The sequence below is a fragment of the Micromonospora sp. ABR4_055 genome (assembly GCF_056160425.1).
Genome location: NZ_JBSWXD010000127.1, coordinates 1 through 20,602 on the forward strand (window position 1 = coordinate 1; position 20,602 = coordinate 20,602).

20 protein-coding genes are annotated in these 20,602 nt (G+C 71.2%); 3 read left to right on the top strand and 17 right to left on the bottom strand.

The window, feature by feature from the left end:
• The 8 genes from ACXAHD_RS24090 to ACXAHD_RS24125 all read right to left on the bottom strand — a co-directional run.
• A partial coding sequence (locus ACXAHD_RS24090) for a 2-keto-4-pentenoate hydratase (protein ID WP_475053363.1) occupies positions 1–430 on the bottom strand: 430 nt, incomplete at its 3' end.
• An 8-nt stretch (positions 431–438) separates the two neighbouring features.
• Positions 439–1,971: a 2-hydroxymuconic semialdehyde dehydrogenase gene (locus tag ACXAHD_RS24095; protein ID WP_475053342.1), complete on the bottom strand. Its 1,533-nt coding sequence runs from the start codon at positions 1,969–1,971 to the stop codon at positions 439–441.
• A gap of 39 nt (positions 1,972–2,010) precedes the next feature.
• Positions 2,011–2,271 (bottom strand): EutN/CcmL family microcompartment protein, encoded by a 261-nt coding sequence (locus ACXAHD_RS24100; RefSeq protein ID WP_281554990.1) that lies wholly within the window; start codon positions 2,269–2,271, stop codon positions 2,011–2,013.
• Positions 2,271–2,597: a BMC domain-containing protein gene (locus ACXAHD_RS24105; protein ID WP_281554991.1), complete on the bottom strand. Its 327-nt coding sequence runs from the start codon at positions 2,595–2,597 to the stop codon at positions 2,271–2,273. Before ACXAHD_RS24105 ends, ACXAHD_RS24100 begins: the two co-directional genes overlap by 1 nt.
• A 39-nt stretch (positions 2,598–2,636) precedes the next feature.
• Positions 2,637–2,930, bottom strand: coding sequence for a BMC domain-containing protein (locus tag ACXAHD_RS24110; protein WP_278169253.1), 294 nt, complete (start codon positions 2,928–2,930; stop codon positions 2,637–2,639).
• Positions 2,931–3,005: 75 nt separating this feature from the next.
• Positions 3,006–3,842: a DODA-type extradiol aromatic ring-opening family dioxygenase gene (locus ACXAHD_RS24115; protein WP_281554992.1), complete on the bottom strand. Its 837-nt coding sequence runs from the start codon at positions 3,840–3,842 to the stop codon at positions 3,006–3,008.
• Positions 3,835–4,824 carry a DODA-type extradiol aromatic ring-opening family dioxygenase gene (locus ACXAHD_RS24120; RefSeq protein WP_281554993.1) on the bottom strand — a complete coding sequence of 330 codons (990 nt, stop codon included), beginning with the start codon at positions 4,822–4,824 and terminating at the stop codon, positions 3,835–3,837. Before ACXAHD_RS24120 ends, ACXAHD_RS24115 begins: the two co-directional genes overlap by 8 nt.
• Positions 4,821–6,851, bottom strand: coding sequence for a hydantoinase B/oxoprolinase family protein (locus ACXAHD_RS24125; protein WP_475053346.1), 2,031 nt, complete (start codon positions 6,849–6,851; stop codon positions 4,821–4,823). Before ACXAHD_RS24125 ends, ACXAHD_RS24120 begins: the two co-directional genes overlap by 4 nt.
• A gap of 119 nt (positions 6,852–6,970) precedes the next feature.
• Between ACXAHD_RS24125 and ACXAHD_RS24130 the strand changes: the two genes are divergently transcribed.
• Positions 6,971–7,777 (top strand): IclR family transcriptional regulator, encoded by an 807-nt coding sequence (locus tag ACXAHD_RS24130; protein ID WP_289212885.1) that lies wholly within the window; start codon positions 6,971–6,973, stop codon positions 7,775–7,777.
• Positions 7,778–7,789: 12 nt separating this feature from the next.
• On the opposite strand, the gene ACXAHD_RS24135 is transcribed toward ACXAHD_RS24130, so the two are convergent.
• The 8 genes from ACXAHD_RS24135 to ACXAHD_RS24170 form a co-directional block, all read right to left on the bottom strand.
• Positions 7,790–9,430, bottom strand: coding sequence for a thiamine pyrophosphate-binding protein (locus ACXAHD_RS24135; protein ID WP_475053348.1), 1,641 nt, complete (start codon positions 9,428–9,430; stop codon positions 7,790–7,792).
• Positions 9,427–10,188: an enoyl-CoA hydratase/isomerase family protein gene (locus tag ACXAHD_RS24140; RefSeq protein WP_281554997.1), complete on the bottom strand. Its 762-nt coding sequence runs from the start codon at positions 10,186–10,188 to the stop codon at positions 9,427–9,429. Before ACXAHD_RS24140 ends, ACXAHD_RS24135 begins: the two co-directional genes overlap by 4 nt.
• Positions 10,185–11,543, bottom strand: a complete 1,359-nt coding sequence (gene purB / locus ACXAHD_RS24145) for an adenylosuccinate lyase (protein WP_281554998.1) — start codon at positions 11,541–11,543, stop codon at positions 10,185–10,187. Before purB ends, ACXAHD_RS24140 begins: the two co-directional genes overlap by 4 nt.
• Entirely contained in the window at positions 11,540–13,105 is a 1,566-nt protein-coding gene (locus ACXAHD_RS24150) for a class I adenylate-forming enzyme family protein (RefSeq protein ID WP_475053351.1), read from the bottom strand. Before ACXAHD_RS24150 ends, purB begins: the two co-directional genes overlap by 4 nt.
• Positions 13,105–15,123: a hydantoinase/oxoprolinase family protein gene (locus ACXAHD_RS24155; protein ID WP_281555000.1), complete on the bottom strand. Its 2,019-nt coding sequence runs from the start codon at positions 15,121–15,123 to the stop codon at positions 13,105–13,107. The genes ACXAHD_RS24150 and ACXAHD_RS24155 overlap by 1 nt, the downstream gene beginning before the upstream one ends.
• 82 nt (positions 15,124–15,205) lie before the next feature.
• A complete protein-coding gene (locus ACXAHD_RS24160; protein WP_281555001.1) occupies positions 15,206–16,030 on the bottom strand; it encodes an ABC transporter permease in 825 nt (274 codons plus the stop codon).
• Positions 16,030–16,803, bottom strand: a complete 774-nt coding sequence (locus tag ACXAHD_RS24165) for an ABC transporter ATP-binding protein (protein ID WP_475053366.1) — start codon at positions 16,801–16,803, stop codon at positions 16,030–16,032. Before ACXAHD_RS24165 ends, ACXAHD_RS24160 begins: the two co-directional genes overlap by 1 nt.
• Positions 16,695–17,849 (bottom strand): ABC transporter substrate-binding protein, encoded by a 1,155-nt coding sequence (locus ACXAHD_RS24170; RefSeq protein ID WP_475053354.1) that lies wholly within the window; start codon positions 17,847–17,849, stop codon positions 16,695–16,697. The genes ACXAHD_RS24165 and ACXAHD_RS24170 overlap by 109 nt, the downstream gene beginning before the upstream one ends.
• A 322-nt stretch (positions 17,850–18,171) precedes the next feature.
• Between ACXAHD_RS24170 and ACXAHD_RS24175 the strand changes: the two genes are divergently transcribed.
• Positions 18,172–19,086 carry an ABC transporter ATP-binding protein gene (locus ACXAHD_RS24175; protein WP_475053357.1) on the top strand — a complete coding sequence of 305 codons (915 nt, stop codon included), beginning with the start codon at positions 18,172–18,174 and terminating at the stop codon, positions 19,084–19,086.
• A gap of 61 nt (positions 19,087–19,147) precedes the next feature.
• On the top strand, positions 19,148–19,654 hold the full coding sequence (locus ACXAHD_RS24180; protein WP_281555005.1) for a roadblock/LC7 domain-containing protein: 507 nt from the start codon (positions 19,148–19,150) through the stop codon (positions 19,652–19,654).
• A 54-nt stretch (positions 19,655–19,708) separates the two neighbouring features.
• On the opposite strand, the gene ACXAHD_RS24185 is transcribed toward ACXAHD_RS24180, so the two are convergent.
• The gene (locus ACXAHD_RS24185) at positions 19,709–20,509 is read right to left on the bottom strand and encodes a hypothetical protein (protein WP_475053360.1); all 801 of its coding nucleotides are present in this window, start codon (positions 20,507–20,509) and stop codon (positions 19,709–19,711) included.
• Positions 20,510–20,602: the final 93 nt, after the last annotated feature.

Genomic DNA, 20,602 nt, shown 5'->3' on the forward strand with positions numbered 1-20,602 from the left:
TCCGCGAGTCGACGATCTCGACCGCCGGCAGCAGGAAGTCGGTCGCCCGCAGCACGTCGACCACGGTCGCCGGCCCGTCCGGCAGATCCGCCGACAGCACGAACGCCACCTCCGCCTCCACCCTGGGCTGGATCAACCCACCCAGGTCGACCTCGTCACCATCCGGCACCGCCATGTCGGCGAACAACACCCCGAAATCCGGCTGGTAGACGCCGAACGCGGCCTGCACCACCGGCGACGTCAACCCGATCTTCGCCCCCACCCGACGCCGCCCGGCCCTTGTCCAACCGGCCACCAACTCCCGCTGCACCGCGTACGCGGCCGCCACGTCACCGACCGGCCGCAGCCGGTCCCGCAACGGCGCACACGGCACCCCGGAGTCGTACGCCCCGGTCAGCGCCGCGACAGCCGCCTCGACATCAACATCCACAGTCACGCTCATGTCAGATCCACACAGACGTTTGTCAACTCGGAGTAGAAGTCCAGCGAGTGCACGCCACCCTCCCGGCCCACCCCGGAGGCCTTCACCCCACCGAACGGGGTACGCAGGTCCCGCAGGAACCACGTGTTCACCCACACGATGCCCGCGTCCAACCGGGCACCGGCCCGGTGCGCCCGCCCCACATCACGGGTCCACACCGTCGCGGCCAGCCCGTAGTCGGAGTCGTTGGCCAGCGCGAACGCCTCCTCCTCGGTGTCGAACGGGGCGATGTGACAGACCGGGCCGAACACCTCCTCACACACCAGCCGCGCCGACTGCCCCAACCCGGTCAACACCGTCGGCTGCACGTACGCGCCGCCGTCGCGGGCATCACCGAAGGCCGGCACGCCACCACCAGCTCGTACGTCGGCACCTTCGACGCGGGCCAGGTCGTAGAAACCGAGCACCTTCTCCCGATGCGCCCGCGAGATCAGCGGCATCGTCGCAATCGTCTCGTCGGCGGGCCAACCGTACCGGGCGTCACGGGCAGCGGCCGCCAGCCGGTCCACGAACTCGTCGAACACCGGCCGCTGCACGTACAGCCGCTCCGTGCACAGACACACCTGACCGCCGTTGGTGAACGACGACCGCACCGAACCGGCGACGGCGGCGTCCAGGTCGGCGTCGGCGAACACCAGGCCGGCGTTCTTGCCGCCCAACTCGAACGACACCGCCTTCACCCCGTCAGCCGCCGCCCGCATGATCGCCGACCCCGTCGCCGACTCACCGGTGAACGTGATCGCGTCCACCCCCGGATGGGTGGTCAGCCACTCCCCCGCCGCACCCGGCCCGAACCCGTGCACCAGGTTGAACACCCCGTCGGGCACGCCGACCGCCGCCATCACCTCCGCCAACAACGTCGCCGACGCCGGAGTCTCCTCCGACGGCTTCACCACGACAGCGTTGCCGCACGCCAACGCCGGAGCCACCTTCCACGTCAGCAGCAGCAGCGGCAGATTCCACGGCACGATCACCGCGACCACGCCGACAGGCTTACGGACCGCGTAGTTCAACGCCCGACCACCCGACGACGTGACCGTCGTGAACGACTCCGTCGACGCCGTCGCGGCGATCTCCGCGAACGCCCGAAAATTCGCCGCCCCACGCGGAATGTCCAACGTCCGGGCCTGACCGACCGGCTTACCGGTATCCGCCACCTCAGCAGCCACCAGATCATCGAACCGGCGGTCCAACTCGTCGGCCACCGCCCGCAACACCGCCGCCCGGTCCCGCTCGGCCATGCCGCCCCACGGCCCGCGCAACGCCGACCGCGCCGCCGCCACCGCCGCGTCGACCGTCGCAGAATCGGCCTCCGCCACCTCGAACACCGTCTCCCCGGACACCGGCGACACCTTCGCAAACCGCTTCCCCGCATCGACGAACCGGCCGTCGACGAAACTACGCAACAGGCCGGGGCCGTCGGCGGCGGGCCGACCGACGTACAGGTCGGGGTGCCACAGAGCGGGCGACGTCGGTGCGATGGCTGCCATGTTCAACCTTCCGTTGCCGGTACGGGGATGTGTCGGGGGTCAGTCCTTGGTGGCGACGCCGCTGCCCTGGTCAGCGACCAGGGCCACGACGGCAGCGTCGACTGTCGCTTCACCGGTCGCGGCGGCGGCCGCCTCGTCGGTGGCGACCAGGACGGTGCTGCCGGTGCCGGCGTTCATCAGGTCGACGGCGACCCGCTGCGGCCCGTCCGGATGCTCGCGAATCAACACCAGGCGGCGACCCTGAAGGGTCGCGACGATCCGGTCGGGCCAGACCTTGCCGAGCACTTCCGCGAGGATCATCAGCTGTCACCTTGCAGCGACGCCATGACAACCCGGATCCGGGTCGACTCGCCCTCCTCCAGCAGTGCCGAGGTGGCCGGATGCGGCTTGGGGTAGATCTGCGAGCTGCGCAGGTCACCGTGTTGACGGATGGCGGCCTCGCCGGCTGACACTGCCTGCCGTACGGCCGCCAGGGTGCCCTGCACAGCAGCGGCGAGATAGCCGCTAGTGACCCGTTCGACGGCGATACACCGTACGTCCGCGGTCTTGATCATGGCTTCGATCCCTGCGGAGAGGGCGACGATGCCCCGGGTCTCCACGATTCCGATCGCCTTCTCTGAGGACATGGCACTTCTCCTTCTGGCTGTGTCGCCGGCCGGGCCGGCTCAGTTGCCGACGAGTCCGGGGTCGATGGCCAGCGCGGTGACCGCGTCGCATGGGCTGGCGAAGACGATCGACCGGACCGGGCGACCGGTCTTGGCTCGGGCAGTCTCCTCGCCGATGTCGACGGCTTCCTCCACTGTGGCGAGGTCGCCGCGGACCGCCACGGCGACGATTCCGCCGCCGAGGCGTACGACTCCGGTTACTTCGACCTCGGTCGCCTTGACCATGGCGTCCACCGCGTCGAAGATCGGAATGAATCCCTCGGCTTCGACGAAGCCCGCAGCGGCGTTACGCATCGGGTTCCTCCTGTCGTTGGTGTTTCGGGTGCCCGCTGGTCGGGCTGTCGGTCATGCGGTGCGGGCCGGCGCCGTTCACGCGGGTGCCGGCAGATTCCAGGACAGGACGGCAGCGCCGGTGCCCCACAGTGCTCCGTAGCTGTGCAGTTGCCCCGGGGTTGCGGCGACTCCGGTGCCGGCGAGGAAGGCGAAAGCCCGGAACTGGCTGTCGGCCTGGGCCTGGCGGGCGTAGTCTTCGCGGACCGCGAGGACTTGGTCGGTGTCGCCGGCGGTCAGCATCTGCAAGATTCGTTCGTTCCACCGGTCGTGTGCCGGCTCGGCGATGCGGTCCTGGTCCGGCTCGATCCACTGCTGGATGAGCCCGGAGGACAGTCCGCTGACCACCACCACCGCCGCTCGGACACCGGCGTCACGGGCCGCCTCGGCGCCGGCCCGGCCGACCTGGGCGAGGGTGTCGGCGTCGGCGTACAGGTTGCACGACACCTGCGCCCAGCGCAGGGTGCGCTGCGGGTCGAGCAGCGTGGAGGTGACGATGGTCCCGGTATCGATCGGGAAGCCCTGGTAGCGGGTGCGGCGTGCCTGCATGCCGTCGGCGTCCACCCGGGCCGCCCAGCGTTCGGTGAACTCTACGTCGAAGCGCAGGTCGTAGCTGAGGTGGCCGTAGTCGTAGGCGTACCAGTTCTCGTCGGTGTGCGCCCCACGCGGGTTCGGGTCGCACTGGAACTGGTGGCCGAGCACGGTGAACCACTGGGTGGACAGCAGCAGGACGACGTCCGGCTCGATGGCACGCAGCCGGTCGCCGACCGTACGGGCGGAGTCGGCCAGCGCCGCCCAACTGGTGGCGGGCTTGTCGGCGAGCAGATGCGGCATGCCGGGCAGCAGTACGCCGGCCTGGATTCCACGGTCAGTCATCGACGTTCTCCGGTGTCCACTCGACCACCGCGTTGCCGGTTCCGATGATCGTGCCGTAGCCGAGCACGTCGCCGGCGATGTCCGGCCAGCCGAGCGCGGACAGCAGCCAGGTGAGGCTGCCGGCCTTCGTCTCGGAGGCGGTGGCTTCGATGTGCTCGGGGATGAGTTCGCGTAACCGGCTGGTCGGCCCCTGGCGAATCGTTTCCAGCAGCTTCATGTCCCAGCGGTACTGGTGGTTGTTGTACGGGTGCTCGCGTTCCATGTCCTCGGGCAGCTGGGGTTCCTCGTGCCAGTGCAGGTGGGACAGGGAGTTGGAGGCGAGTAGCACGGCGCGTCGGCCGGTGTTCTCGATCGCCCGGCGGGTCGCTTCGCCGAGCACCTCCATCTGGCCGAGGGACGCGTCGGAGTAGAAGTACGGGTTGTTGTTGGCCGACAGCGACACCACCGGGATGTCCCAGTCGGGGTTGACCATGTGTAGTGCGCCGATGGTGGCGTAGTCGACCCGTACCCCGGGGTCGTGCAGCTTGCTGGTGACCAGGCCGAGGTCGGCGGCTTCGTCGGCGATGGCCTCGGCGAGTGGTACGTCGGTGTGGAAGTCGTAGTGGTAGCGGAACAGATGCGGGAAGATCGGCTCTACGGAGATGCCGCGCGGGTTGGGTACACAGTTGACGTGGTGGCCGACCATGGTGATCCAGTGCGGGGCATGCACGATCAGCACGTCGGGCCGGTGCACCTCGCGAATCCGGCGGCGGAGTCGATGGTACGCCCAGCGCAGCACTTCCCAACCGCCTTGTGACCGGGGTTCGTTCTGCGGCGGGTTCTCGCCGTAGATCAGGTGCGGCGGGTGCGGGCTGAGGTAACCGGCGACGATACCGGGTCGGCGGCCTGCCGGGGCGGGGCGGGCGGCGTCAGCGGAGTCCGGTCGCCGGGTGCGGGTCGTGGTGCCCCGGGTCGGTGCGGGTAGTCGGAACACCTTGCTCATCGCGGTCCTCCTGTCGGGGCCGGGGCGTCGCGCAGGACCCGCAGCAGGCAGCGGTCACCGGGCTGGGCGCCGAGGATCCGCAGCCCGTCGTCGTCGAGCGCGGCCTGGTGCCGGGCGACGCCGGGGTCGTGGCGCACCCAGGCACGCAGCGGTGCGGGGTGGGCGCCGTGCAGTTCGATCAGCGTGTCGGCGGGCAGACCGTCGGCGGGGTTGGTGTAGACGAGGCGACGGCGGCCCCGCTGCCCGGTGTAGGCCGGCCCGGTACTGGTGGTGACCTGGTACCAGTGGCGAGCGGCGCGGGCCTGGTCGCGGGCGCCGCCGGTGGCCGCTTCGTCGAGGAGACCGGTGTCGTCGCAGACCACGCCGTAGCGGTCGAGGGCCTGGTCGGTGGTGAGGTAGCCGGCTGCGACGTCGGCGGCCACCAGGTCGGGGTCGCGGGTGAGCGGGTCGCCCCAGCCGCCGCCGCCGGCTGACTCCATCACCAGGACGTCGCCTTCGCGCATCCGGTGCCCGGCGACCTTGCCGGGGGTGTCGAAGTCGATCCGCCGGCCGGTGCGGCGCAGGTAGGTGGCGGTGGGGGCGCCGGGCGCGCCGGTGGAGAGTCCGTACGGCGCGACGGTGGTGCGGTCGGTCTGTACCGAGTAGGCACCGCTGGTGGCCAGCAGCCGGGTGGCCCGTCGGGCACCGAGGCCGCCGCGGTGCCGGCCGGCGCCGCCGGAGCCGGTACGCAGCTCACACGCTTCGACGAGGATCGGGATCTCGGTTTCCAGCCGTTCGACGGACTGGATGGTGGAGATGTCGCCGAGATCGACGGGGTTCATCGCGCTCGGGCCGTCGGACCCGAGGAATCCTCCGTTACCGCCGGCCGGGTAATCGTAGTAGAGGTACGGCTGGCCGGTGCGTTCGTCGATGCCGCCGATCAGGTTCTGGAAGGTCGTACCGAACTGGTCGGCGGCGATCAGGTCCGGAGCGACCTGGCTGAGGGCGGCCATCACCGCGGAGATGACCCGTTTGCGGACCTCGCTGTGCGCGTTGGCCGGTGCCGGGTAGGTGACGTGTACGACGGTTCCCGGGTCGGTGTGCACGGTCAGTGGCCGGAAGGCGCCGTGGTTGACCAGCCCGCCAGGGTCCAACGCGGACTTGACGGCGATGAAGACCCCGGCGGTGGTCATTGCGAGCGACGAGTTGACGACGGCGGCGACCTGCGGCGACGAGCCGCGGAAGTCGGCGACGAGTTGGTCACCGGTGATGGTCAACGCGCAGCGCACCAGGGCGGCGTCGTACTCGCCGTCGGTGTAGAGATCGAGGTAGTCCTCGTAGTGGTAGGTGCCGTCCGGCAGGTCGCGGATCTGGTCGCGTAGTCGCCGCTCGGTGCGGTCCATGTTGGCCTCGACGCAGCCGAGGATCAGGTCGCGGCCGTACCGGTCGACGAGTTCGCGTAGCCGGCGCTGCGCGGTGTGGCAGGCGGCGATGCTGGACTCCAGGTCTCCCTGACGTTCGTCGGCCATCCGGACGTTGGCGAAGAGGATCCGCGTCGCGGCGATGTTGGGCTGGCCCGCGTCGACCAGTCGGATCGGTGGAACCCGCAGCCCTTCCTGCAGGATCTCGGTGGCCTTCCCGGAGACGCTGCCGGGTGTCATGCCGCCGATGTCGGCCCAGTGCATGCGTACGCAGGGGAACAGGAACAGCTCTCCGTCGACGAACACCGGGCTGATCAGCGTGACGTCGTTGAGGTGGCTGCCGCCGCGGTACGGGTCGTTGACCAGGTAGATGTCACCGGGCCGGAACTCGTCACGGTAGTCGGCGAAGATCTCCTTCACCGATGCCGGCATCGCGATGACGTGGCCGGGCATGTCGCGGCCCTGGGCGACCATCTCGCCGTCCGCGTTGAACAACGCGCACGAGAAGTCCTGCGCGTCGGCGATCACCGGGGAGTGCGCCGTGCGGAAGATCGTCTGGCGCATCTCCCGCACGATCGAGATCAGCCCTTCGGTGACGATCTCGAGATCGATCGGGTTCAGGGGCATGCGGGCCTCGCAATGCTGACAGGGACGGACCACAACCGGATGGACCACCACCGATTGGACCATCATGTGAGCCTTGTGTTATATTATGAACCTATCAACTTCAGGGATGGGAAGGCAAGATGTCGTCTGTCACCGACCCCGGTCGCGAGTCCGGCACCCAGGCACTCGATCGCGCGCTGGCCGTGCTGCTTGCGTTCCGGCGCGACACCCCCGAACGCAAGGTCAGTGACGTCAGCCGGGAGCTCGGGCTGCACAAGTCGACCGCCAGCCGGTTGTTCCGGGCGCTCGCCGACGCCGGCTTCCTGCAGCGCAACGAGGAGACCGGCGCGTACCGGCTGGGAGTCACCGTGTTCGACCTCGGCGCCCGCTTCCTGGCCGGGCTCGACATGCACGCCATCGCCCGACCGTTGCTGCACCAGCTGGCCGAGGAGCAGGGCGAGTCGGTCAACCTCGCCATCCGCGACGGCCTGGACGCGATCTCGATCGACCTGGTGACCGGGTCGCACAGCCTGCAGCTGGTCTCCCGGCTGGGCCGACGCATTCCGTTGTGGTGCAGCGCGGCCGGCAAGGCGCTGTTGATCGACATGGACGACGACCAGGTCCGCGAGCTGCTGGCCGGGGCAGGCTGGGCCCGGCTGACCCGACGCACGATCACCGACATCGACGTCTTCCTGGCCGATCTCGCCGGGGTGCGGGAACGCGGCTGGGCGCTCAACGACGAGGAGAGCGAGGACGGCCTGCGGGTCGTCGGCGCACCGGTGCGGGACCGGCTCGGCGCGGTGACCGCGTCGATCAGCGTCTCCGGCCCGATCTTCCGGCTGGACAGCCCGCAACAGGTCGCCACGCTCGCCACCGCCGCGGTCCGCACCGCCGACGAGCTGTCCCGCCAGCTGGGCCACGGCGTCGGACAGATCTGGGGCAGCTGACCGGCGACCGGCTCAGAAGTGCTGCTGCACGACATCCGGATCTACCTTCACGTGCAGCAGCACCGGCCCGGTCAGCGGCAGCAGCGCGTCGAACGCCGCCGAAACGGAGGCCTCGTCATGCGCCCGGTACGCGGTGACACCGAGCGCGCCGGCCACCGCGGCCAGGTCCCGGTACGGGAAGCGGGCGATGCCCGGGTCAGCACCGGCCGGTCGCAGCTTGCGCACCTCCGCCCCGTACGCGCCGTCGTCCAGCACGATCACCAGCACCGGAGCGCCGACCCGGGCCAGGGTGTCCAGCTCACCCAACGCGGTCAGCAGACTGCCGTCGCCCTCGAACGCCACCACCGGGCGGTCCGGGCGGCCGAGCGCGGCACCGATCGCGTACGCCACACCGACGCCGATACTGCCGAACTCCCACGGCGCGACCAGCGAGCGGTCCACGGCCGGCGAGTCCAGGTAGAGGTTGGGCCAGCCGCCGAAGTGGCCGACGCCGACTACCGTCGTGCGGGGCAGCGGCAACCGACGGGCGCAGATCGCCATCAGCCGGCGGGGGTCGATGTGCCGGGCACCGGTGGGCTCCGGGCCGAGTCCGGCGAACGGGTCGGCGTCGCGGATCGCCCGGGCCAGCTGCGGCGTACGCCAGCCGTCCGGCTCCGACCCGGGCCGCGCCGACTCCAGTGCCCCGGTCAACGCCCGGGCGGCCAGCGCCGCGTCGCCGACCAGCCCACCGTGCACCGGCCAGCGGGCACCGATCGCCGCCGGATCCCGGTCGACGCTGTACACCTGCGCGGCGCCGAACAGCTGTCCGTGATCGGCCGTCCACCGGTTAAGGCAGGCACCGAACGTCGCGACGAGATCCGCCTCGCGCAGCACGTCCCGGGTCAGCGGGCGGGCCAGCCCACCGGCAACGCCGAGGGCGTAAGGATGGCCCGCGAACAGGCCGGCGGCCATCAGGCTGGTGACCAGCACGGCTCCGGCGCGGTCGGCCAACGCGGTCAGCTCAGGTCCGGCGTGCACCGCGCCTCGGCCGGCGAGGATCACCGGGTGCCGGGCCCGACGCAGTCGGTCCGCCAACCCGGCGACCGCCATCGGGTCGGGTGCCAGCGGTAGTGGTCCGGCCGGCGCGACAGCGGCCCCGAGCGGTACGGCCGGCCGGTCCCCGGCCGGTTCATCCTGCAGGTCCAACCCAATGTCGAGCACCACCGGCCCCGGTCGCCCGACGGCCTCGCGGACCCCGGCTGCGACGTCGCGCGACACCGTCGACACGCCGGTCATCGGCACGAAGGCACCGGCGGTGGCCAGGGCGAAGGGCTGCTGAGGAAAGTTCTGCACGTGCAGCGGGTCACTCGCCGGGGTGTCCCCGGCGAGCAGCAGCAGCGGTGTGCCCGCCTGCCGGGCGATGGTCAACGCCGGGCCGGCAGCGGCCAGACCCGGACCCTGGGTGACCGTGGCCACCGCGCACCGGCCGGTGACCCGCGCCCACCCGTCGGCCATCATCACCGCAGCGTTCTCGTTGCGGGCCGCCACGAACCGGACCCCGTGCCGGGCGACCAGATCGGCCACCAGGAACATGTTCGCATCGCCGAGCAGGCCGAACACGGTGTCCACCCGGTGATCGACCAACGCGTCCGCGATCGCCTGGTAGACCTTCACCGGTCCACCGCCGGATGCCGGTCCGCCGCTGGGCGGCGGTACGGGCCGGCAGGCCGCAGCGCGACGCTCAGCGCACCCAGATAGGAGTCGGTGGCCACCGCGTCGAAGCGCGGGCCGGCCAGCCGGGCGGTCCGCTTGGTCATCGACCGGCCCAGCGCCGGCACCGCCAGCAGCCGGTGGGCCAGTTCGGTGCCGGCATCGGCCACCCGGTCGGGCGGCACCAACTCGGTCACCAGTTCCAGCTGGTGCAGCCGGGCCGCGTCGATCCGCTCGCCGAGCAGCAGCCAGCGTTTGGCCCGGTCGGCACCGACCAGGTCGGCGAGGATCGCCATGCCGCCCCAGGTCAAGGGGATGCCGAAGCCCACCTCGGGGAACGTGAAGAAGCAGGTGTCGGCGGCGAGGCGCAGGTCGCTGGCCAGCCCGAGGATCGCACCGGAGCCGATCGCCGGACCGTTGAACGCGGTCACGGTGGTCTGCTCCAGGCGGTACCAGCGCTCGACCAGCTCGGCGGTGCGCCGCTGCACGCCCATGGTGGTGGCGGCGTCAAGAGTCGCCAGTTCGGTCAGGTCGGTGCCGGCGCAGAACGCTGTGCCGGCACCGGTCAGCAGCACTACCTCGACAGTGTCGTCGCGGCCGAGCTCGTGCAGCACCTGCTCGAACTGCCCGAGCATGGCCAGGTCGAAGCTGTTGCGCCGACCGGTACGGTCCAGTGTCACCACCGCAAGCCGCTCCGCACGGTGCAGGTGTACCGACGTCACGTCGCCTCCGATTGCAGTAGGGCGCGGTCGACCAGGGCCGCCGCGTGTCCGACGTAGCTGAGTGGATCGAGCAGCCGGGTCAGCTCCGCGTCCAACAGGGCCGCCCTGACCTGCGGGTCGGCGCGCAGCAGCTCGGCGAACGGCCGACCGTGGTCGAGGCTGTCCCGCACGATTCGCATCACCAGGTGGTGCGCCTGTTCCCGGCCCAGCGGACCGGCCAGGCGCAGCATCAGCGCCTCCGACAGCACCAGGCCGCCGGTGGCGGACAGGTTGACGCGCATCCGGGCGGCGTCGACCCGGAGCCCAGCGAAGACCTCGTTGAGGCGCTGCAGCGCACCGCCGACGAGGATGAAACACTCCGGCACCAGCTTCCACAGCGCCATCCCGACGCCCATGTCCCGGTCGTCCTGGGACACCATCGTCTGCATCGCCAGCGGCACCTGTGCACGGACCGTGCCGGCCGCGGCGATGACCGCTTCGCAGCGGATCGGGTTGCGCTTGTGCGGCATCGTGCTGCTGCCGACCTGGGTATCGCGCTGCGGCTCGTGTGCCTCGCCGATCTCGGTACGGCCGAGGAAGTACACCTCGCGGGCCAGCTTCTCGGCCGTGGAGGCGATCAGCCCGAGCAGGGTGAGGCACTCCACCACCCGGTCCGGGGTGGCGTGCCAGGGGGTCGGGGCAACGCCCAGCCCAAGCCGGTCGGCGACGGCGCGTTCGATGTCGAAGGCCCGTGGCCCGTAGCCGGCCATGGTGCCGGCTGCCCCGCCCATGCTGACCACCAGCAGTCGGGGCCGGAGCTGGGCCAGCCGCTCCCGGTGGCGCTGCAGTTCGCTCTGCCAGACCGCGCAGCGCAATCCGAACGTGGTCGGCAGGGCCTGCTGCCCGTGGGTGCGGGCGGCCATCGCCGTGTCCCGGTGCCGCAGGGCGAGCCGGCGCAGTACGCGGACCAGTTCGTCGATCTGCCGGCTGACGATGTCCAGTCCGGCTCGGGCGCGCAGCACGAACCCGGTGTCCATGACGTCCTGGGTGGTGGCGCCGAGATGGACGTAGCGGCCGCCGTCGCCGGCCGCCCTGGTCAGGGCCCGTACCAGTGGCACCAGCGGATGCACGGTGTCGGCGGCGTCGGCGGCCACCGCGGCCAGGTCCAGCGACTCGACCCGGGCGGCGGCGGCGATCTGCGCCGCCGCACCGGCCGGGATGACGCCCGTGTCGGCCTGGGCGCCAGCGAGTGCCGCTTCCACGTCGAGCCACGCCTGCATCAGCTGCCGGTCGTTGAACACCCCACGCATCTCGGCGTTGCCGAAGAAGCTGGTCACCGTCAACGAGTCGAGGAAGCAGGAACTGATTGGATTCACCGTGCCGCTCCGTCGATCATCGCGGTGACCGCCCGCCGGTCCACCTTGCCCGACGGCAGCAGCGGCAGTTCGGTCACGAGGTGCCAGTCGGTCGGCACCTTGTGCCGGGACAGGCTGCCGGCGGCAGCCGCGGCGAGTTCGGCGCGGCGCGGGGTCGCCCCGGGGGCGGCGACCACCACCGCGACCACCTCCTCGCCCCAGCGTGGGGACGCGACCCCGACGACGCACGCCTGCGCGACGCCCTCGCAGGTCAGCAGGACCGCCTCGACCTCGGCCGGGCTGACGTTCTCCCCGCCCCGGATGATCAGGTCCTTCACCCGGCCGGTCAGGGTCAGGGTGCCGTCGGCGGCGAGCCGGGCCAGGTCGCCGGTGCGCAGCCAGCCCTGCGGGTCGTACGCCGTCCGGTTCGCCGCCGGATCGTCGAGATAGCCGGGGCTCACCGACTCGCCACGGACCTGCAGTTCACCCTCTGCTCCGGCGGGCAGCGGCCGGGGCGACCCGTCGGCGTCCACCGCGACGATCCGGGCCTGCAACCCGGGGAGTACCCGTCCGACGGTGGAGCCGTCCGGCGGGCAACTGCCGTCGTCGGGGTCGACGCTGATGGTCGGACCGGCCTCGGTCTGCCCGTAGACGACCGCCAACCGCCGCAGCCGCAGCGTGTCGCGTACCCGCGTGCGCAGGGCCGGTGGGCAGTTGGCACCGCCGAGGAAGCCCAGGCGCAGCGCGGCCAGGTCCCACCGCCCCGGCTGTTCGTCGAGTCGTTCGGCGAGCATGGTCGCCATCGTCGGCACCAGTTGCACGACCGTGCACCGGTGCCGGTGCACGACGTCGAGCACGTCGTCGGGACGAAACCGCGGCACCGGGAACAGCTGCGCCCCGGTGACCGCCGCCAGCACCACGCCGCTGCTGAGGCCGGCCGCGTGGGCGAACGGTAGCGGACAGCAGATCCGATCGGCGGAGCCGATCCCGGCGGCCTGGGCCGTCCAGGTCGCGTTGCGGACCAGATTCCGCCCGGTCAGGACGACCATCTTCGGGGTGCCTGTCGATCCCGAGGTGAACTGGACGTTCAGCGGGGCGTCGGGGTCGCTGACCGGATCCGGCGGGGGTCCGGCCCAACCGGGCAGGCCGGCGAGGGCGTCGCCGGCCTGGTCCGCCGGCAGAAAGGTGACCGGCCCGGTCGCTGCGCGCCGGGCGCACGACGTCACGTCGCGGTCCCGGATTTCTCGCGCGGCGAACAGCCGGACCGGCCGGGTCCGACGCAATGCGGCGGCTAGCTCCGATTCCGTCGCGGCGGGGTGCAGGGTGACCAGGGCCGCTCCGCGCCACGCCGCGGCGGCGAGCAGCACCAGCCAGGCGATGCTGTTCTCGGCCCAGACGGCGATCCGGTCGCCGCGGCCGACACCGGCTGCGGCGAGCACGCCGGCGGTCCGGCCGGCGAGCGCCGCGTACTCGCCGGCGGTGACGACGGGCCGGCCGGCGACGGCGAACAGCGGCCGGTCCGGCTGGTGCCGGGCCTGACGCAGCAGTACGGCGTCGTACGCCGGCGGATCGACGAGGGCCATCAGGCGCGCTCCAGCAGCAGGTTCCCGTGCGGATCCACCCGCCCCCACCAGCCGGCGCCGACCACTGTGGTACTTCCGCTTTCCCGGACGACCGCCGGCCCGCTGATCCGTACGCCGGCGGTCAGCTCGCCCCGCTGCCAGACGGCGGCGTCGGTCCAGCCGTCCGGCCCCCACACCGGCACGGTGGTGGGCTCGGGTGCCGGGCCGTCAGGCGGGGCGGCGAAGGTGACGGCGGGCTGTGGTCCGAACGCGGTGAGCCGGCAGTTCACGATCTCGGCCGGGTGCTCCGAACGAAGGTAGGCGTACCGCTCCTGGTAGGCGGCGTGGAAGGCGCGGATCAGATCGGCGGGTTCGTCGGGCAGCTCGTCCATCGGCACGGCCAGGTCGAAGCTCTGGCCACGGAAACGCATCCCCAGCGACAGCCGGAAGGTGACCTGGTCGGCCTCCACCGCGTCCTCGGCCTTGAGCTGGTCGCGGGCGGCCGCCTTCAGCTCATCGACCAGCGCGCGGGCACTCGCCAGGCCGGCGGAGTCGGCGGGGACCAGCGCGGTACGGACGTAGTCGTGACGGGCCCGGGCGGCGACGAAGCCGAGCGCCGAGAAGTTCCCCGGTACCGGTGGGACCAGTACCCGCGGGATACCCAGCTCGTCGGCGAGTGCGGTGGCGTGCATCGGTCCGGCGCCGCCGAACGGCATCAGCACGAACTCCCGCGGGTCGTGGCCGCGGGCCACCGAGATCTCCTTGATCGCGCTGGTCATCTTGACCGTGGCCAGGCGAAGGATGCCGTACGCGAGTTCGGTCTCGGTCAGGCCGTCGCCGAGTTCGGCGGCCAGCCGCCCGAGTGCGGCACGAGCCTCGTCGAGCCGCGGGGTGACCTCGCCGCCCAGCCGCCCGTGCGGGTCGAGATGGCCGACCACCAGGTGGGCGTCGGTGGTCGTCGGTTCCGCGCCGCCCCGGCCGTAGCAGGCCGGACCGGGATCGGAGCCGGCGCTGCGCGGGCCGACGCGCAGCTCGCCACCCCGGTCACGCCAGGCGATCGAGCCACCACCGGCACCGATCGTGTTGATCTCGATCTGGAAGGTCCGGTTCGGGTGCCCGGCGATGGTGCCGTGGTTGGTCATCAGCGGCACGCCGCCCTTGATCAGGCAGACGTCCGTACTCGTACCGCCGATGTCGCAGGTGATGACGTTGTCGAAGCCGGCCAGCCCGGCGACGTACGCGCTGGCCGCCACGCCGCCGGCCGGACCGGACAGCGCGAGGTTGATCGGCAGCCGGCCGGCCTGGTCGGTGGAGACCACGCCGCCGCTGCTGGTCATGATCGCCAACGGGTGGCGGTAGCCGCTGCCCGCGAGGGTCGAGCCGAGGCCCGACAGGTACTCGCTGACCGGGCCTCGGACGCTGGCGTTGAGCACAGTGGTGGCGAACCGCTCGTACTCGCCGTGTTCCGGGACCACCTCGGCGGAGATGCTGCACGACAGGTGCGGGTGCCGACGGCTGATCCGGTCGGCGGCGGCCCGCTCGTGCCCCGGGTTGCGGTACGAGTGCAGGAAGCAGATCGCCACCGCGGTGGCCCCACCGGCGGCCAGCCGGTCGGTCACCTCGTCGAGTCCGGCCAGGTCCAGCGGGACGGCGACGTCGCCGGCGGCGGTCACCCGTTCCCGGACGGTGTGCCGCATCCGACGTGGGGTGAGCGCCGGGCGGGCGGTCTCCTTGACGCTGTACAGGCGGGGACGGTGGCCCAAACCCATTTCCAGTACGTCCCGGAAGCCTTCGGTGGTGAGTACCGCGACCGGTTCGCCGTCACCTTCCAGCAGGGCGTTGGTGACCCTGGTGGTGCCGTGTACGAACCGCTCGACGTCCGACAGTCGGACGTCGAGCTTGGTCAGGCCGTCGAGGATCGCCGCCGCCGGGTCCGCCGGGGTGGACAGTGTCTTGGCCTCGGCGAGCCGGCCGGTGGCCGGTTCGTACACGATGACATCGGTGAACGTTCCGCCGATGTCGACGCCGATGCACAGCATGAGGGAACCTTTCGGTCAGATGGGGTCACGTCACCGGTACGGGGTGCTGATTGCGTCGACCAGTGCCGGGAGCCCGAACCGGTCAGAAGGTGACGCCGTAGCGGCGCAGGCTGGCGCGGGCGACTGTGCGCAGCACCCAGTCGAACAGGTAGCCGAGCAGGCCGAGAGCGATGATGCCGACGAACACCCATTCGGTCTTGGCGTAGTTGCGGGCGGTCCAGATCAGCGAACCGAGGCCGCTCTGCGCCGCGACGATCTCCGCGGAGACGATGGTGAGGAACGAGTTGCCCATCGCCAGCCGGGCGCCGGTGACGGCGTACGGCACCGTGGCCGGCAGGATCACCGAGGCCAGGGTGCGGACCGGCCCGGCGCCCAGCGCCCGCGCCGCCCGCAGTTTCAACTCGTCGACGGCGAGCACCCCCGCCAGGGTGTTCAGCGCAACGATGAAGACCGTGGTGTAGAAGATCAACGCGATCTTCGAGGCCTCACCCGGACCGAGCCAGATGATCGCCAGGGTGACGAAGGCGATCGGCGGCACGAACCGGAAGAACTGGATGTACGGGTCGAGCATCAGCCGCAGTAGCCGGCTGCGGCCCATCAGCAACCCGACCGGCACCCCGATCAGTACGCCCAGCCCCCAGCCACTGAGGATGCGCTGGCTGGACGCCCAGACGGAGTCCCACAGCGTCCCGTTGGTCGCCAGCTCCACCGCCCCCTGCCAGGTCAACCGGGGTGAGGGCAGGAAGAACGCGGTGTAGTTGCGGCTGACCAGGTCCCAGATGAGCAGGCCGAGCAGCACCGACAGCACCGACAGCACGACACGGGTGTGTCGACGCCGGCCAGCGAAGCGGCGTGGGCGAAACCCGGCCGCCCGGGCGGCCGGTGGACGTTGCACGTCGACGGCCATCAGCCGCCACCTCCGTTCAGACCGTGCCCGTCGTCCAGACCCTGGGCGCGCAGAGTCTGGGCGACCTCGGTGCCGATGTCCTCGCGCAGTTCGCGGAACAGCCCGGCGGCGGCCGGATCGGTCAGTTCCCGCGGCCGTGGCAGGTCCACCGGGTACACCTGCTTGATCCGGGCCGCCGGGCCAGCGGTCATGGTGACGATCCGGTCGGCGAGCAGGATCGCTTCGCCGATGTCGTGGGTGACGAACAGGATGGTGGGCCGGGACTGGCGCCAGATGCGGTCGAGTTCGGCCTGCATGACCAGCCGGGTCTGGGCGTCCAGCGCGCCGAACGGCTCGTCCATCAACACCACCGACGGCTCGTTGGCCAGCACCCGGGCGAGCTGGGCCCGCTGACGCATGCCGCCGGAGAGTTGGCTGGGGAATCGGTCGCCGCTGTGGCTGAGGCCGACCATGGTCAGGTAGCGGTCGACGATCCCGGCCCGCTGGCCACGCGGCACACCCCGCATCCGGGGGCCGAACGCGACGTTCTGGCGTACGGTCAGCCACGGGAACAAGGCCTCTGCGCTTTGGAACACCACGCCCCGGCTGACGTCCGGGCCGGTGACCGGCTCGCCCGCGCACAGCACCTGCCCGGCGGCCGGCCGGACGAACCCGGCGATTGCATTCAACAGGGTCGATTTGCCGCAGCCGCTGGGGCCGAGCAGGCAGACGAACTCCCCACCGGCGATGTCGAGCGTCGCCCCGGCGACCGCCTCGAAGTCGTCGAAGCGGATGTCGACGTCGCGGACCTGCACCGGGGAGCCCGGAGGAAGGGGGGGGGAAGCCCGTGCCCCTCCACCGGAGGGGGAGGGTCTCCCCAGCCCCCCCCCCCCCCAACCCCCCCCCCCTCCGGGTCGGCCGGGTCGGACACGATGCCGCTGTCCTGCTGGAACTGGGCGATCTCGGCGTAGCGCTGCAGGTCCTCGTCGGTGAAGTCACGGACCTGGCACTGCACGCCGTCGAGCAGGTCGACAGCCTCAGCCGCGGGCACCTCGATGGCGTTCTCGGTCGCGGTACCGGCGACCTGCGGATCTGCGGTGATCTGCTCACATGCCTCGCCGATGGTGTCCACCAGAGTGGCGGCGGCCTCCTGGTTGGCCTCGTACCAGGCTCCGTCCACCCCGATGATCAGGTTGTAGACGTAGCCGACGTCACCGCTGGTGAGCAGGATCTTGCCGCCGCCATCGACACCGCGCGAGGGCCACGGCTCCCACATGATGAAGCCGTCGATGTCACCGCGCTGCAGCAGCGCCGGCATCTCCGCCGGCGAGGAGGTGACGAATTCGACGGCGTCCCGGCTGATGTCGTAGCTGTCGAGAATCTTGTTCGTGGCGTACTCGTTGACCGTTCCGGTCACCACGCCGTAGCGGGAGATGTCCGCGACCTCGCCGATCTCGTCGCGGACCACGAGCTTGATGAAGTCCGGCGACTGGGAGAAGACCGCGATGCCCTTCACGTCTCCCCGGGTGGCCCGGTTGAGCAGGCTCGATTCGGTACTCGCGGTGACCTGACCCTCGCGGGCGAGGATCGCGTCGAGGCCACCGGTGCCTTCCTGGTACTGCGTCACGGTGACGTCGAGCCCGGCCTCGGCGAACAGGTCCTGCTGATCGGCCAGGTAGATCGGCGAGTACGCGGGATCGACGCCGACCCCGAAGTCGATGGTCGTCGTCTCGGCCGGTGTGCCAGGTTCACCGCCCGGGTCCTGGTTCTCCGCACAGGCCGCGGCGACGGCAGTGATCAGCAGCGCGGCGCCGACCACCCGCAAGGTACGCAATCTCATGGCTGTCCCCAGTTCATTGCGACTCATAATGTGGTTCTAGGTTCTTATTCTGAGACGCTACTGGGCACCACGAGAGGGAGTCAAGGGTGCGGCCAAGCCAGCGAACGGAGCTCGTCGACCAACGAAGGTCACCTCGAGTAGTCGAAAACCGGAAACAGATGCCCAGTTCAGGCCATCGCACGTCACGGAAACTCGACGGGCCACTACCGAGAGTACCTAGCCGGCGGAGACTCGACACCAGGCCTTGATGTGGAACCGGAGCTTCGGTAAGGCTACCCTTCATGAAACGCGGGACGCGCCGACCGAAGCCGAGGAGCAACCCATGACCAACCTCGCAGAACTGCCGGTGACTGCGTCCGGACCCGGACCGCGGGACACCCGACCTACCGGGAACTCACCCCGGCTACGGGCCCGGGCGCTACGGCTCGGGTACGGCCACCAGGTGGTTGTCCCGCAGCTGGACCTGGACATCGTCGACGGATCGGTCACCGCGATCGTCGGGCCGAACGGCTGCGGCAAATCGACCCTGCTCCGCGCCCTCGGCCGGCTGCTGCGGCCCACCGCCGGGGAGGTACTCCTCGACGGCGAGCGGATCCAGCGGTTGCCGACCCGGGAGGTCGCCCGCCGACTCGGCATCCTGCCGCAGGCTCCGACCGCGCCGGACGGGCTCACCGTGGCCGATCTGGTCGCACGCGGCCGCCAGCCGCATCAGACCTGGCTGCGCCAGTGGTCCCGGGCCGATGAAGAGGTCGTCGCCCAGGCACTGGCCTGGACCGACCTCACCGATCTGGCCGAACGTCCGGTGGACACGCTCTCCGGCGGTCAGCGGCAACGGGCCTGGATCTCGATGGCACTCGCCCAGGGCACCGACATCCTGCTGCTCGACGAGCCGACCACCTATCTCGACCTGGCACACCAGATCGACGTACTCGAACTGGTGGACCGACTGCACCGGGAGGGTGGCCGCACCGTGGTGATGGTGCTGCACGATCTCAACCTCGCCGCGCGCTACGCCCGGCACCTGGTCGCGATGAAGGACGGACAGGTGCTGGCCAGCGGCGCCCCGGCAGAGATCCTGACTCCCGAACTGGTCCGGGAGGTGTTCGGGCTGCGGGTGCTGGTCATCGAGGATCCGGCGAGCGGCACCCCGCTCGTCGTCCCACTCGCCGCAGGCGCTGCCCGCGCCTCCACCGTGGATCAGAAATCTATTCCGGTGATTCGTGCCGTTACGCACTGACGGGTCGGGCCGAGGGTACTGTTTGGCCGGCAACGCGCACCGACCGAAAGAGAGACCCTCCATGGCATACCCCGTGGTCACCACTGGTGACGTCTCCCGGCTGCTGGACGACCTGGTGGACCGGGTGCCGCAGGCGCAACAGGCGGTGGCACTCTCCCCCGACGGAATCCTCCTGGCCTGGTCCAAAGGGGTCGACCACGAGCTGGGCGAGCAGTTGTCCGGCCTGGTGGCGGGTCTACGCGCCCTCGCCGTCGCGGTCGGTCAGCATGCCGACACCGGCCGGGTCCGGCAGATCGTCGTCCAGATGGGTACGGCGTTCCTGTTCATCGCCGCGACACCCGGCGGTGCGATCATCGCGGCCGTCTTCGACGCCGGCTCCGACATGGACTCGGTAGCCTACGAGGTGGCGCTGTTCGCCGGCCGGGCCGACCGGCACCTGCCGGCGTTCCCCGCGCCGGAGGAGGCCCCCGAGGCCGCCGTCCGCACCGCTGAGGCGCTCCTGCACGGCGGCGCACCGACGCTCGGCGCGCATGCCGCGGAGCGACAGGACCTTCCGACGCGGCGCTGAGCCGGTCAGCACCACCCACCGACTCGGCGCCGCGGTGAACGTCACAGCAACTGGTTACCGTCGGGTCACCGTGAGGTCGGCGACCCCGGCGACGGCATCGACATCGTAGCGGTCGGTGGCCTCCTCCCAGTCCGTCGAGGCCACCGTCTCGCCGCCGGCGACCCCGTCGCTCCGCTCGCCGTCCAGGTCGACGCTGCCCGCCCCGGAGCCCAGCCGGATCCGCACCGGCGTTTGCTGCGGCAACTCGATCCGCCAGGTACTGACCCCGCCGGACATCCGGACGTCGACCGTGCCGGACGGCTCCGGCAGCGCCAGGTCCAATGCGCTGGCACCGCCCGCGACGTCCACGTGGGAGACTCGGGCTCCGGTCAGATCGACCCGGGTGCGGGTTGCCCCGCCCGCCACCCGGACCGACCAGAGCAGATCGCTGTGGACGGTGACGCGCAGCTCGCCGGAACCGTTGTGCCCGGTATCGGTCAGTCCGACCCGGACCACGCCGTCGGAGGTGGTCACCTCCGGCGCCGCCGCACCGCCGACCGGAGTCTCCGCCCGCAGCAGCTGATCACCGAGATCAGCGGCCACCACCCGAATCTCTGGCGCACCGTCGGGAATCTCCAGCCGCGCCTCGGACCGCCCCTCGCGTGGTGTCTGCACCGTCCACGCCACGTCGCCGTCGGTAACCGGGCGTGAGCCCACTGCGTTCACCACCACCGCCACGATCGTCGCCGCCACCAGCAGGGCGGCGACGACGGCGACGGCGATCAACGCCCGGCGCGACGTCCCCGGTGGCGTGCCGTCCGGCACGTCCGCCGGCCGGTCGGTGGACGGTTCGTTGCTGGCTACGGTCGGTTGCACGGCTCCGTTACCTCTCAGTGGGCTTTAGTGAGCGCACGGTTGGTAGTCCTGCCTTGCGGTAGGACGGTCCCGGTCTGATCCGCTTGAGCGGTG

What these genes read in the sequence shown, in the direction of transcription:
- ACXAHD_RS24095 (WP_475053342.1), bottom strand. Translation starts at nt 1,971, where the DNA reads ATGGCAGCCATCGCACCGACGTCGCCCGCTCTGTGGCACCCCGACCTG.
- ACXAHD_RS24100 (WP_281554990.1), bottom strand. Translation starts at nt 2,271, where the DNA reads ATGATCCTCGCGGAAGTGCTCGGCAAGGTCTGGCCCGACCGGATCGTC.
- ACXAHD_RS24105 (WP_281554991.1), bottom strand. Translation starts at nt 2,597, where the DNA reads ATGTCCTCAGAGAAGGCGATCGGAATCGTGGAGACCCGGGGCATCGTC.
- ACXAHD_RS24110 (WP_278169253.1), bottom strand. Translation starts at nt 2,930, where the DNA reads ATGCGTAACGCCGCTGCGGGCTTCGTCGAAGCCGAGGGATTCATTCCG.
- ACXAHD_RS24115 (WP_281554992.1), bottom strand. Translation starts at nt 3,842, where the DNA reads ATGACTGACCGTGGAATCCAGGCCGGCGTACTGCTGCCCGGCATGCCG.
- ACXAHD_RS24120 (WP_281554993.1), bottom strand. Translation starts at nt 4,824, where the DNA reads ATGAGCAAGGTGTTCCGACTACCCGCACCGACCCGGGGCACCACGACC.
- ACXAHD_RS24125 (WP_475053346.1), bottom strand. Translation starts at nt 6,851, where the DNA reads ATGCCCCTGAACCCGATCGATCTCGAGATCGTCACCGAAGGGCTGATC.
- ACXAHD_RS24130 (WP_289212885.1), top strand. Translation starts at nt 6,971, where the DNA reads ATGTCGTCTGTCACCGACCCCGGTCGCGAGTCCGGCACCCAGGCACTC.
- ACXAHD_RS24150 (WP_475053351.1), bottom strand. Translation starts at nt 13,105, where the DNA reads ATGGCCCTCGTCGATCCGCCGGCGTACGACGCCGTACTGCTGCGTCAG.
- ACXAHD_RS24155 (WP_281555000.1), bottom strand. Translation starts at nt 15,123, where the DNA reads ATGCTGTGCATCGGCGTCGACATCGGCGGAACGTTCACCGATGTCATC.
- ACXAHD_RS24160 (WP_281555001.1), bottom strand. Translation starts at nt 16,030, where the DNA reads ATGGCCGTCGACGTGCAACGTCCACCGGCCGCCCGGGCGGCCGGGTTT.
- ACXAHD_RS24170 (WP_475053354.1), bottom strand. Translation starts at nt 17,849, where the DNA reads ATGAGATTGCGTACCTTGCGGGTGGTCGGCGCCGCGCTGCTGATCACT.
- ACXAHD_RS24175 (WP_475053357.1), top strand. Translation starts at nt 18,172, where the DNA reads ATGACCAACCTCGCAGAACTGCCGGTGACTGCGTCCGGACCCGGACCG.
- ACXAHD_RS24180 (WP_281555005.1), top strand. Translation starts at nt 19,148, where the DNA reads ATGGCATACCCCGTGGTCACCACTGGTGACGTCTCCCGGCTGCTGGAC.